General features: G+C 70.7%; 7 protein-coding genes and 4 pseudogenes. 6 read left to right on the top strand and 5 right to left on the bottom strand.

The annotated features are described in order from the left end of the window. Window positions 1-169 precede the first annotated feature (169 nt). Window positions 170-745, top strand: a complete 576-nt coding sequence (locus AB0J04_RS20885) for a hypothetical protein (protein WP_363170004.1) — start codon at window positions 170-172, stop codon at window positions 743-745. A gap of 252 nt (window positions 746-997) precedes the next feature. Here the strand turns inward: AB0J04_RS20885 and AB0J04_RS20880 are convergent, their stop codons facing one another. Continuing rightward, complete coding sequence (locus AB0J04_RS20880) at window positions 998-4,681, bottom strand: BTAD domain-containing putative transcriptional regulator (RefSeq protein WP_363170003.1); 3,684 nt, start codon at window positions 4,679-4,681, stop codon at window positions 998-1,000. A 150-nt stretch (window positions 4,682-4,831) separates the two neighbouring features. Here AB0J04_RS20880 and AB0J04_RS20875 point away from each other — a divergent pair. Then, window positions 4,832-5,290, top strand: a pseudogene (locus AB0J04_RS20875) (aminotransferase class I/II-fold pyridoxal phosphate-dependent enzyme); the annotation flags it as partial. A 57-nt stretch (window positions 5,291-5,347) separates the two neighbouring features. On the opposite strand, the gene AB0J04_RS20870 reads toward AB0J04_RS20875, so the two are convergent. Together AB0J04_RS20870 and AB0J04_RS20865 are read right to left on the bottom strand one after the other, a co-directional pair. Further along, window positions 5,348-5,698 (bottom strand): hypothetical protein, encoded by a 351-nt coding sequence (locus tag AB0J04_RS20870; RefSeq protein ID WP_363170002.1) that lies wholly within the window; start codon window positions 5,696-5,698, stop codon window positions 5,348-5,350. After that, a complete protein-coding gene (locus AB0J04_RS20865) occupies window positions 5,695-6,180 on the bottom strand; it encodes a prevent-host-death family protein (protein WP_363170001.1) in 486 nt (161 codons plus the stop codon). Before AB0J04_RS20865 ends, AB0J04_RS20870 begins: the two co-directional genes overlap by 4 nt. Window positions 6,181-6,267: 87 nt before the next feature. Here AB0J04_RS20865 and AB0J04_RS20860 point away from each other — a divergent pair. Together AB0J04_RS20860 and AB0J04_RS20855 are read left to right on the top strand one after the other, a co-directional pair. Further along, window positions 6,268-6,531: pseudogene (locus tag AB0J04_RS20860) on the top strand (aminotransferase class I/II-fold pyridoxal phosphate-dependent enzyme); the annotation flags it as partial. After that, window positions 6,531-6,668, top strand: a pseudogene (locus AB0J04_RS20855) (Txe/YoeB family addiction module toxin); the annotation flags it as partial. The pseudogenes AB0J04_RS20860 and AB0J04_RS20855, both read left to right, overlap by 1 nt. A gap of 70 nt (window positions 6,669-6,738) precedes the next feature. On the opposite strand, the gene AB0J04_RS20850 reads toward AB0J04_RS20855, so the two are convergent. Further along, window positions 6,739-7,296, bottom strand: coding sequence for a hypothetical protein (locus AB0J04_RS20850; protein ID WP_363169999.1), 558 nt, complete (start codon window positions 7,294-7,296; stop codon window positions 6,739-6,741). Between the two features lie 327 nt (window positions 7,297-7,623). Here AB0J04_RS20850 and AB0J04_RS20845 point away from each other — a divergent pair, with 327 nt between their 5' ends. Together AB0J04_RS20845 and AB0J04_RS20840 are read left to right on the top strand one after the other, a co-directional pair. Beyond that, a complete protein-coding gene (locus AB0J04_RS20845; RefSeq protein WP_363169998.1) occupies window positions 7,624-9,825 on the top strand; it encodes a PQQ-binding-like beta-propeller repeat protein in 2,202 nt (733 codons plus the stop codon). A 423-nt stretch (window positions 9,826-10,248) separates the two neighbouring features. Beyond that, window positions 10,249-10,686, top strand: a pseudogene (locus AB0J04_RS20840) (aminotransferase class I/II-fold pyridoxal phosphate-dependent enzyme); the annotation flags it as partial. Between the two features lie 100 nt (window positions 10,687-10,786). Here the strand turns inward: AB0J04_RS20840 and AB0J04_RS20835 are convergent. Continuing rightward, complete coding sequence (locus AB0J04_RS20835; protein ID WP_363169997.1) at window positions 10,787-11,335, bottom strand: YbjN domain-containing protein; 549 nt, start codon at window positions 11,333-11,335, stop codon at window positions 10,787-10,789. Between the last annotated feature and the right edge of the window lie 47 nt (window positions 11,336-11,382).

The following is an 11,382-nucleotide window of genomic DNA, read 5'->3' as shown; positions in this document are numbered from 1 at the left end:
GTACGTCCAGTACGAGGACTTCCGGCCGGCACACCGAGAGCACGCACCGGACGCCGCTCCTTGACGGGCAAACGTTGCCTGCCGCGGCACTAGCGGAGGGACGGACACACCTGGCAGGGAAGCCTGTCCGGGTCCTCAGGCCTGGACAACAGGTAGGGAGTTTCTTCACATGTCTTCGTCAACTCGCGTTTCTCAGAGTCGAGGCCGCCTCGGGGCACGCCTCGCCGCAGCGGCCGGCCTCGCCGCGCTCTGCATCACCGCTGCGCCGGCCACGTCGGCCTCGGCCGCCCCCGCCGCCGCGGGGGTGATGCTGCAGAACGGCAGGTTCAACGACGCCGTGCTGTGCGCCTCGGCCGACAACCAGGCGCTCTGGATGGTGTCCAAGGATGCCGCCCGCGGCAACTCCTACTGCCGGTGGAAGCAGTTCGGCACCGACAGCCAGTTCACGCTGTACAACCTGGGCAAGGACGAGGTGATGGCCTACCACGGTGGCAACGAGAACCCTGTGGTGATGGAGCCCGAGGGGAGCAGCGGCAACGGCAACGACGAACTCTGGTCCTGGGGAGGACAGGAGGGCTGGGGAGCCGCGGCGCTGCAGTCCTACCTGGACAGCGGGCAGAACGTCGACGCCAGGTCCCCCTATCTCAACGAGCGCGACAAGCCCCGCACCGACAAGGTCCGCACCCGCGGCTGGCGCCACGGCGACCAGAGGGAACTGACCTGGACCAAGATCAGCCCCAACTGACCCCACCAGGCCCACGACCGGGACGCCTCGGCCACCGCACGTCGTCCGGTAGGCCGTCCTGTACGCCGTCCTGTACGCCGTCCGGCTCAAGGGACCGCGCCGGGGCTCCCGCTCGCCGGAGGCGTCAGCGCCCCCGGGCGCGATGCCGCCCTGCAACGCTTCGGACGGCAGGACTTGCCGCCGCCGTCGCGCCGCACCTGCTCGACGCAGCCCGGACCACACCGACTCTCGGCGTGGTCCGGGCTGCACGGGTCATGGCACGGGTGCGGGCGAGGTGCCCGGTCCGGATGCCGTCGGATCGGCCGAGGCGTCCGCGGTGTCGCAGCGCGGGCGGTAAATTCCCCCGTCTCCTCCCCCGCCCCCTCCCCCGCCCATTCCCCCGTCCGCCGTGACGAGCCGCCGTCGAAGCGCTGCGGCGTGCCGGTCGCCGAGCGCGTCGAAGATCTCCAGGGCCTCTCGCCGGTACGGCGCGGGGTCCTCCTCGCCCGTCGCGTCCACGGCCCGGCCGAGCAGGTCCAGGGCCTGTGCCTGACCCTTGCGGTGGCCGGAGCGGCGGTGCATGGCCAGGGCCTGGCGGGCGTAGTCGGCTGCGACGGCGGGTTCGCCGTGTTCCAGGCCGCCACGGGCCAGGACAGTCAGTGCCTCGCCTTGCACCAGGACGTACTCCGTGCGGCGGGCGATGCCCAGCGCCGTGGCCGCCTGTTCGCGGTCCAGGAGACGCCGACCGGACGCCAGCCCGATCAGTGAGCGCGCCTCCAGATCATGCGCGCCGCGCTCACGGGCCAGCTTCAGCGCCTCCCGCCATGCCTCGGAGGCTTCGCCGTGGCGGCCGAGGGCGAGCAGCACACTGCCGAGGGTGAGGCGGGCGGCGGCCCGGAAATAGTCGTCGACGTCCTGGTCGCTGAGGGCGGCGGCAGTCCGTGCCAGTTCCAGGGCTCGGACGAGGTCGCCCGCGTCCCTGCTGGCGGAGGCCGTCAGCCGCAGCGCGTACGCCTCGCCTCCCAGGTCGCCGCACTCCCTGGCCATCGCCAGGGCCGCCTGAAGGTGGCGCGCCGCCTTCACCGTGTCACCGAGCAGGTGCCGGGTACGGCCGAGGTCTGCCTGCCTGCGTATCTGGTTGTGCTGGTTGTCCAGGGCCGCCGGAAGGCGCTCCGCCCGAACGAGGCAGTCGAGTGACTCGGGCAGGCGGCCGAGGTCACGCAGGACGTGGGCAAGGTTGCCGAGGACGACGGGGTGTCCGTCCGACAGGCCGCCCTGCTGGTCGAGTTCCATGGCCCGCTCCAGGTGCTCCGCGCTGCGCCGCAGCCGGCCGCTGAGCCGGCTGACCATGCTGAGGTTGGTGTGCGCGATGGCGGCGCCCTCCCGCCAGTCGGCGGCCTCGGCGAGGGCGAGCAACTGCTCGAAATGGGTGATCGCGGTGTCGACGCGGCTCTGCCGCACGTGCGCGTGGCCGAGTAGATGGTGCATGGCGGCCTCGGCGAAGGGCTCTCCGGCGGCACGGGCAGCGGACAGAGCGGCCTGGCCGAGGGCCGTCCAGTCCACCGTGTGCTTGCGGATCCAGGCGTAGCCGCGCAGGGCGTTGGCGAGCAGCCAGGCCGCCTGATGGCCCTCGGCGGCAGCCTGGTGAACGGCCGCCGCCAGGTTGGGCAGTTCGGCGTCCAGCCAGCGCATCGCCGCCGCGGCGTCTGTGATCTCCGGCGGCGCCGCATCGCTCCGGGCAGCGTCTTCGTCCCCGGGCAGGCGCTGTTTCATCCCGGGGTAGAGCAGTGACGCGCAGCGATCCACCACGGCCAGCAGCCAGTCGTAGAGGGCGTCGGAGGCAGTTCGGCGGGAGGTGTCGGTCTCCTCCAGGCGAAGCCGTTCGGCGGCGTACAGTGCCACGAGGTCATGGAAGCGGTAGCGTCCGGGCCGGTGCTCGCGGAGCAGGTGGGCGGCGGTGAGCCGCTCCACCAGCCGGGCGGCGTCCTCGATGGTGGTGCCCGTGACGACGGCGGCGGCCCGCAGGCCGGTTTCCGGGCCGGGCAACAGGGCCAGCAAGCGGAACATTCGTCGAACCGGGGCATCAAGGGCGTGGTAGGAGAGACTGAAGGCGGTCCGTACGGCGGTGGTCTGGTCGCCGGTGACGGACAGGGCGGTCAGCCGGTCGCCCTCGCGGAGTTCGTCAGCCTGGTCGCGCAGGGTACGCCAGGGGGTGTGGTCGACGTTGGCGGCCGAGATCCGCAGGGCCAGCGGAAGGTGGCCGCAGGCGTGAGCGAGGTCCGCTGCGGCCTGCGGGTCCGCGTCGACCCGGCTCTCGCCGAGCATACGGCGCAGCAGCAGCCGGGACTCCTCGGGAGCGAGCACGTCCACCCCGATACGGCGGGCCCCGTCACGGGCTGTCAACCCGGCCAGCCGGTCACGACTGGTGACCAGCACCACGCAGCCGAGCCCGCCGGGCAGCAACGGCCGGACCTGCTCCGGGTCCACGGCGTTGTCCAGCACGACAAGCATCCGCCGCCCGGCGGACAGTGTGCGGTACAGGTCGGCAGCGGCCTCGGGCGTCCCGGGAATCCGCTCCGCTGCCACGCCCAGCGCCAGCAGGAACCGGGCCAGCGCCTCGACCGGACGCACCGGAGCCTGTGCCGAGTGACCTCGCAGGTCCACGAACAGCTCGCCGTCCGGGAAGCGATCGCGTACCCGATGCGCCCAGTGCACCGCCAGGGCGGTCTTGCCCACGCCACCGGTACCGGTGATCGCCGCGAGCACCGTCCCCGTCTGGTGAGGGCCGTCCCCCGTCGCCGGGGCGGGAAGCAGGGAGTCCAGCTGCCGTAACTGCTCTGCCCGGCCGGTGAAGCCGAGCGTCAGCCCGGGAAGCTGCGCCGGGACCGGCCTGTCGGCAGCGTGAGGTGATACCGGCGCGGGTAAGGCGGGTGGCTTCGGGGGTAAGTCTGCGCGGAGTACCCGCAGATGCGCGGCGCGCAGTGCCGCGGAGGGCTGAAGACCCAAGTCGCCGTCGAGTCGGCTGCTGATCCGCGTGAAGACGTCGAGCGCTGCCGCCTGCTGCCCGCACGAGGCCAGGGCCAGCATCAGCCGACCGGCGAGCTCTTCGTGCAACGGCTCGCGCGCACTGAGCTCACGCAGGTCGGCGACTACTTCCTCCGCGCTGCCGAGCGCGAGCGCCAGGTCCGCCCGGGCCACAGCCGCCGTGATCTGACGACCAACGATCGCGACCGCCGTCGGATGTACCCGGATCCGCTCGCCGCCATCGGCCAGCACCGGCCCTCGCCAGCACCGCAGCGCTCGGCCGTATGCCTCCAGCGCGGCAGCGCGGTCGCCACCGGTCTCGGCACGCCGGGCCAGACCGAGCAACTCGTCAAAGGTGGCCACATCGGACTCTTCGGCGGACAGATCGGCCCGGTACCCGCCCTTGGTCGCCCGCAGCACGCGCCCCGCGTCGGGCCCGGGCCGGTCGGGGTCGATCAGATCACGCAGGTGTCTGACATAGGTCTGCACCAACTGCCGACAGGTACGTGGCGGCTGCTCCCCCCACAGCACGTCGACGATCTCGTCGGTACCGACCACCACGCCCGGCTGCATGGCCAGCAGTCCCAGCAGGCTGCGCTGTAGCACCGAGGGGACCTCGACGGGGCTGCCGTCGAGGTGCAGCGCCAAAGGACCGAGGACCGACACGCGCAGTCCCGCCGGCCGCGGCGAGGACGCCGCGGCTTCGCCGGCCTCCCGCAGCCGGGTGCGCGCGGCCTCGGACAGGTTCAGCGCCGCCACCAGACGCTGGATCGAGTCGGCGTGCGGCCGGCGGATCTGGCCCTGCTCCAGGTAACGCAGCGTCCGGACGCTGATCCCCGCCCGCTCGGCCAACGCCCGCTGGCCGAGCCCGGCCGCGAACCGGTACCCGCGCAGCAGTTCCCCCAGTGTGCCGGGCCCTGGACGCCGACTCATCGTTGCCTGCCTCCTCCTGTGTCTGTCCCCCGCGGCGGAGGATAATGTCATGGACCTATCAGGCGGGCATGGTGTGAGTTCTCGCGTGGCGAGCGCACAGCACGAAGAGATGCGGCGTGTCGGAGACGCGAATGAGTGCGTGAACGCGGAGTGGGCTGGGTGACCGGTACCGCAGAACTCGTGACCGCCGTCCGCTCCGCGCAGCAGTTCCTGACGTACGTGGCCTCCGGGCCCTTCCAGTACGCGGTCGCGGAGGCTCTGCACCTGCCGGACAGCTACTTCGAGGAGTTCCGCGCCGATATGCGCGGCAAGAGGGAACTTCTCGCTGACGGGCTGGAGCAGGCGGGCTTCGATGTGTTCCGGCCGGCAGGCACGTACTTCGTCACCACCGACATCCGCCCCCTCGGCGAGAGCGACGGCTTCGCCTTCTGCCGTTCACTGCCGGAGCGCTGCGGGGTGGTCGCCATCCCCAACGCCGTCTTCTACGACCACCGCGAGCAAGGCGCACCCTTCGTCCGCTTCGCGTTCTGCAAACGCACCGAGGTGCTGGCAGACGCAGTCGCCCGGCTCAAGTCGCTGGCCGTGCCGAGCACCGAACCAACACAGTGATCCCCTTGGCCGACATCGCCTCCGCGCATCTCTGTCATGAAACAACCGCTGGCCGAGCTATTCGGTGTCCTTCGGGTGTCGCGGGGAGGCATACACCAGGACCACAGTCGAGGTTTCCGGGCTGACCAGGTAGCGGACCCGGCCGCCGCCGGTGATCTCGTACTCCCACTGCTCCAGCTCGGAGCCCTTCCATTCCCTGGTGGCGTGCCTGCCGCGGAGCTGATGCCGACGGTTCCAGTTGGCCCGCGACAGCGGGTCGGCGCGAAGGGCCTCCAGGCAGCGATGCGCGTTCGGCAACGCCACCCGGCACAGTTCCTCCCAACCGGTCGCGGCCTCCGTCGTCCCATGGATGACGTTCCAGCCGCTCAGCGGGGGAACGCTGACCCGATCGCCTTTCTTCGGGCTCACTCGTGCACCTCGACCGGGCCGAGGTCGACATCACCGAGCGGACGGAGTGCTTCCCTGAGCTGGTCAGGGTCGGCGTTGATGCGGGCGGTTGCCCGCCACGAGACGATCGCTCGGTGCACAGCCTCCCTGGCGCCCAGCTCAGCGGCGTCGGACAGCGCGTCCAGGAGTTCGACAGTGAATTCCCGGACTTCTTCGCCGTCCAGGTGGCGCACCCACGGAAACACCTCGGGCAGCGCGAGCAGAAGCGACTTGGCGCCTTCGTCCTGCTTCATCAGGGCAAGGAACAGCCGGGACGCTGTGGTCAGGTTTTCCTCGGTGCGCTCTGCGTGTATAGCCGTGGTCAGCACCATGTCGGGCGCGTCTCGGTGCGTGACCCGTAGACAGCCCAGGGCAGCGGCCCTCGCGGCGACCGCCTTCGGGTTCCGGGACAGATCAGTGAACGAGACGGACTCCGATTCGACTACTGGGCGCACGATGCTCATACTCAGACCATACTCTGACTGCACTCTGATTTCTATAGCGAGACGGCAACCAGCCAGGAAGAATAGGTGCGTGAACACGGCGTGGCCTGGGTGACCGGTACCGCAGAACTCGTGACCGCCGTCCGCTCCGCGAAGCAGTTCCTGACGTACGTGGCCTCCGGACCCTTCCAGTACGCGGTCGCGGAGGCCCTGCACCTGCCGGACAGCTACTTCGAGGAGTTCCGCGCCGATATGCGCGGCAAGAGGGAACTTCTCGCTGACGGGCTGGAGCAGGCGGGCTTCGATGTGTTCCGGCCGGCAGGCACGTACTTCGTCACCACCGACATCCGCCCCCTCGGCGAGAGCGACGGCTCGGCAACCCGGAACCACTCAAGCACGGGTTCCAGGGCTACTGGTCGCGCCGCATCAACGACGAGCACCGGCTGATCTACAAGGCCACCGAGGATGGCGTCCTGATCGCACAGTGCCGCTACCGCTACGAGAGCTGACCGGACTCGAGCGGATCGAGCACAGCCTCTGTCGGCCTCAGCGTCGCGTAGCGGTCAGCACGTCGGCTCCTCATCGGCGACGCTGGGATCCGATTTTGGTCGCGGACCTGCGCAGTCGCTTGGCCAGCGCCTTGTCCCGAACCCGCAGAAGCCGCCCCGCCGCATCCAGAACGGCCCCGGTGGCGGGGTGGTCACAGCGCCACAGATCGTCGGCGGCCTGCTCCAGCAGCGGCAGCGCCGAGTCCCCCTCCTGTTCCAGGAACATGGCAAGTGCCTCGTCCGCCACGCCGAGTGGACCCCACAGATGGTCCACGTGCCCCCACATCTGGAGTCCCGGACCGTGTCCCTCGGGGATCTCACCACGGCCGGCCAGCGCAAGCGCCGCGGTCTCGGCGCAGCCGGGGACCTGGGAGGCCGCGGCTTTGCGCAGGACCGCGAGAGCTCTCGGTTCATCGAGTTCCGCGAGCACCGGCGCGGCGGCAAGGCGGAGGAGGGCCGCATCGGCTTCCGGACCGGCGCAGGCGTCGATGATCTGGACTGCCGCTGAGCCCTGGCCCCGACGGCTGATCCATCCGGTGATCTCGGAGTGGGCGGCCTCCTGGTCGTAGTCGAGCAGGGCGTCGAGCAAGGTCGGGGCGTCGGCATCAGCCAGTTCGCCGATGAGAGGAGCGTGGAATCCCTCGGCAAGCAGGTACTCGCGCAGTCCGTGGCGTCCCAGCGGAGTGAGCCGGAGCCGTGTCCAGCCTCCGGTCGGCCCGGCACCTGCACCGTCCGCGGTGCAGGTGCCGGGTTCGCTCCGCCTTCTGCACGCACGAAGCGTCGGAGGCTGTGCGGTGTCCTTCGGGTGTCGCGCAGGGCGGCGGCCCTGGCAGCGCCGGGGTACCCCCGGACGCGGACTAGTCTGTTGCCGCTGAACGATTCCGTGACGTGTGGGACTTGGAAAGGTGGACCAGCGATGCCGCTGAGCACCGGGGAGTCGGGGTCCATCGGGGCGATAGGCGGCTACCTGCTCGTCGACCGGCTCGGCAGTGGCGGCATGGGAGTCGTCTACCTCGGCCGCTCCGCCTCCGGACGCCACGTCGCCGTCAAGGTCGTACACGCGCAATACGCGCAGGACGAGGAGTTCCGCACACGTTTCCGCCAGGAGATCGTGGCGGCACGGCGAGTCAGCGGAGCGTTCACCGCCCCCGTCGTGGACGCGGACGCGGACGCCGAACTGCCGTGGATGGCGACGCTGTACGTGCCGGGCCGCACCCTCGATGTCATCGTCGCCGAGCAGGGCGCACTCGGCGGATCCGGACTGCGCACGCTGGCCCTGGGGCTGGTGGAGGCGCTGCGGGACATCCACCAGGCCGGTGTCGTGCACCGGGACCTGAAGCCGAGCAACGTGCTGATGGCCGACGACGGCCCGCGCGTCATCGACTTCGGCATCTCTCGGGCGGCCGACAACGAGACCCTCACCGTGACCGGACGCCTCATCGGCACCCCTCCCTTCATGTCCCCGGAGCAGTTCGCCTCGCCCAAGGACGTCACCGCCGCCTCGGACGTCTTCTCGCTCGGCTCGCTCCTGGTGTACGCCGCCACCGGGAACCGTCCCTTCGACGGCGGCAGCCCATATATGACGGGCTATCAGGTGGTGCACGAGCAGCCCTCCTTGGACGGCGTACCGGAGCCGCTGCTGGGCATCGTCGAGCGCTGCCTGGCCAAAGACCCGGCCGAAAGGCCTCAACTGGCCGAATTGCAACGGCTGTTCAGTTCTCTGCCGGACACGGCCGACGCCGTGGCGGTGGGCGGCCCGCCGACCGTGGCGGGACACCGGAAGCACTCCCGGGGTGCCGGCGACACCACCGCCGCCGGGCACGCCGGTCGCGGCCGCCGCACGCGTCGGCTGGTTGTCCTCGGCGCGGTCCTGGCCGTCACCGGGGTGTCCGCGTCGGTGTACCACCTCAAGTCGAACGCGCGGTCCGACGATGCCCGTCCCGGCGCGAGCGCCTCAGCGTCCTCGCCCCCGGCACTTCCCACCGGCTGGCGGCCCTGGGAGACGAATCTCACCCGAGCCGTGCGGGACGACTCGCAGAGCGTCAACGTGGGCAGTGTGGACGCCGGCTGCGTGTCCGCCGGATCCGCCCTGTACTGCGCGGGCACCGGCTTCACGGTGGCCCGTCTCGACGCCGCCTCGGGCCGCGTCGCGTGGCGGTACGGGAACAGTTCCCAGGCGGCCGAGCGGCCCTTGGGCGTGCGGAACGGGATCGTGTACACATACGAGCAGCCAGACGAGGTGTACGCGGACCAGCGGGTGCTCGCCCTCGACGCCGACACCGGCAAACGCGTCTGGACCCGTGATGTCAGCGCGACTGCCCGCGTCGCCCTGTTCGACGGCGGCGTCCTGGCGATGTCGGACACCGCGAAGGAGTTCGTCGCCCTCGACGCCACCACGGGCAAGGACCTGTGGCGCACCCCGGCCAAGTCGTCGGCGGGCAGCCTCTGTTCCCCGGTGGTCCTGGGCAACGCTCCCTACGGCCTCTGCGCCGACGCGAACGACCCCGGCAAGGGCCCGGCCGGCCTGCTGCGCTTCGACCCGGCCGACGGCACGGCGGACGAACTCGACCCGCTGCCCGTGAGCGCGACGCCGCTGGGCACCCTCGCCGGAGGGCCGCTGTTCGTGCTGCCGAAGAACACCACCGGGTACCAGTCAGGCGATGGCCAGGACGAGTCGTACACCGCTCTGCTGCGGGTGAACCCGAACACCGGCACCGCCACCAGGATTCCCCTGAAAGGCACCCCTCGCGGCACGCCGACCGTGATCGACGGGACCGTGTACTTCGTCCGCCCCGACGGGACGGTCACCGCGGTCGATGCCTCCAACGGCACCCGGCTGTGGCAGCGGGACACGCAGATCGAGAACCTGTCGGCTCCGGTGTACTCGACGACGTACGACACCGTCTACTTCACCAACCGCTACGGTCGCCTCGCCGCCCTCGACCAAGACACCGGGGCCGTCCGCTGGACCACGCCCAAGCTGGACGACCCGGGCGCCTCGGCGCAGAACACGATCCCGAGCGTGCTGCTGGTGCACGAGGCGATCGTGGCCGTGGCAGGGGAGGCGGCCTTCTCGGTGAGCCCGGTCCGGGGGACGGCGCAGGAGACGGCGAACTGACGGCGGCAGCGGCTCCACGCCCCCCCGCAACACTGATCCGGGGCATAGCCCTCTGCCAACACCCCCAGCAGGCCGACCGCCGGCCGCCGGAGTTCTCGTCGGCGGGGAAGTCGATGCAGACGTCGGAGGCGGTCTTCGCGTGGCGTCCGAGCGACACGATCGTGTCGTACTGCATCGACTTGATCGTGCTGGAGTGCTCGAAGCTCTGCGGAGTCAGGATCACCTTCCCGTCGGCCCCGCACAGGACCGTGTACCCCTTGGGGAACTCGGTGTGCACGATCGCGTCGACGCTCATGGACGGCTCCTTCCCGCGTGTGGTCAGGGTACGGCGGGCAGAGCCCTGTCACCGAACCCCGCGGTACGGCTGTGAACCTGGTCCGGACAGGTCGCCGCGCGACAAACGAATAGGTGTGTGAATGCGGCGTCGGCTGGGTCACCGCGACGCCCGGTCTGGTCACGGCGGTGCGCTCGGCGAAGCAGTTCCTGACGTATGTGTCGTCCGGCCCGTTCCAGTACGCGGTCGCCGAGGCCCTCGCCCTGCCCGACAGCTGCTTCGACGCCTTCCGGGCGGACCTGCTGGCCAAGCGGAACCTGCCGGCGGCGGGGCTCGCGGAGGCCGGCTTCGCGGTCTTCCGGCCGGCCGGCACCTACTTCATCACCACCGACATCCGCTCCCTCGGCGAGAGCGACGGCTTCGCGTTCTGCCGCTCGCTGCCCGAGCGGGCGGGCGTGGTCGCCATCCCGAACGCCGTCTACTACGACCACCGCGAGGCGGGCGCCCCGTTCGTGCGGTTCGCGTTCTGCAAGAAGGTGAGCGTGCTGGAGGAGGCGGCGACCCGGCTGAAGGCACTGGCCCGCTGAGCTCCGGCGGCAGGAAGGCGGGCGCCGGAGAAAGGCGGGCGCCCGTCCACAGGCTGTGGACGGGCGCCCGCCTTTGTGCGCTCGGGCCGGGTCGTGCGACCTACTCGTCGCCGTCCTCCGGCTGGTCGTCGGACTTCGCCTCGGCGTCGTCGACGTCCTTCTCCAGGCCCAGCTGCTCCACCAGCCACTTGTCGAACTCGATGGCCGCCCGCACCCAGCTCACCGTCGAGGAGACGAACAGCTCGATGTTGACGCCGGTGCCGATCAGCAGCTGCGCCTCGCCGATGAGGCGGACGGTGCCGTCGTCGTGGGTGTGGGTGTAGACCTTGGGCCACAGGGTGCGCCGGTTCCAGTCGTCGATCGACTCCAGCAGCTGCGCCTTGTCGTCGATCTGGTGGGGCCGGTCGTAGAACGTCCGCACCGAGTAGACCGACTGGTCACCCTCGCCGCGGAACATGAAATACGTACGGAACTCCTCCCACGGCGCCGCGAGGTCACCCTCGTCGTCGACGACGTACTTCAGCTCCATCTGGTCGAGGAGCTGCTTCACGAGATCCTGATCCGGGACGACGGGGCCCGCCGGTCCACCCTGGGGCTGCGGCTCTGGCTGGCCCCCGAAGTTCGGAATCGAGGACGGGTCGATGCTCACCGTGTTTTTCCCTTCGTACGGATCCCGCCATCCTCCCCCATGCGGGG

Origin of the sequence: Streptomyces sp. NPDC050263, from assembly GCF_040655955.1 — a bacterium.
In the GTDB taxonomy this organism is placed as follows: Bacteria; Actinomycetota; Actinomycetes; order Streptomycetales; family Streptomycetaceae; genus Streptomyces.
This window is presented reverse-complemented; position numbering and strand designations above follow the sequence as displayed.

What these genes read in the sequence shown, in the direction of transcription:
- AB0J04_RS20885 (WP_363170004.1), top strand. Translation starts at nt 170, where the DNA reads ATGTCTTCGTCAACTCGCGTTTCTCAGAGTCGAGGCCGCCTCGGGGCA.
- AB0J04_RS20880 (WP_363170003.1), bottom strand. Translation starts at nt 4,681, where the DNA reads ATGAGTCGGCGTCCAGGGCCCGGCACACTGGGGGAACTGCTGCGCGGG.
- AB0J04_RS20865 (WP_363170001.1), bottom strand. Translation starts at nt 6,180, where the DNA reads ATGAGCATCGTGCGCCCAGTAGTCGAATCGGAGTCCGTCTCGTTCACT.
- AB0J04_RS20845 (WP_363169998.1), top strand. Translation starts at nt 7,624, where the DNA reads ATGCCGCTGAGCACCGGGGAGTCGGGGTCCATCGGGGCGATAGGCGGC.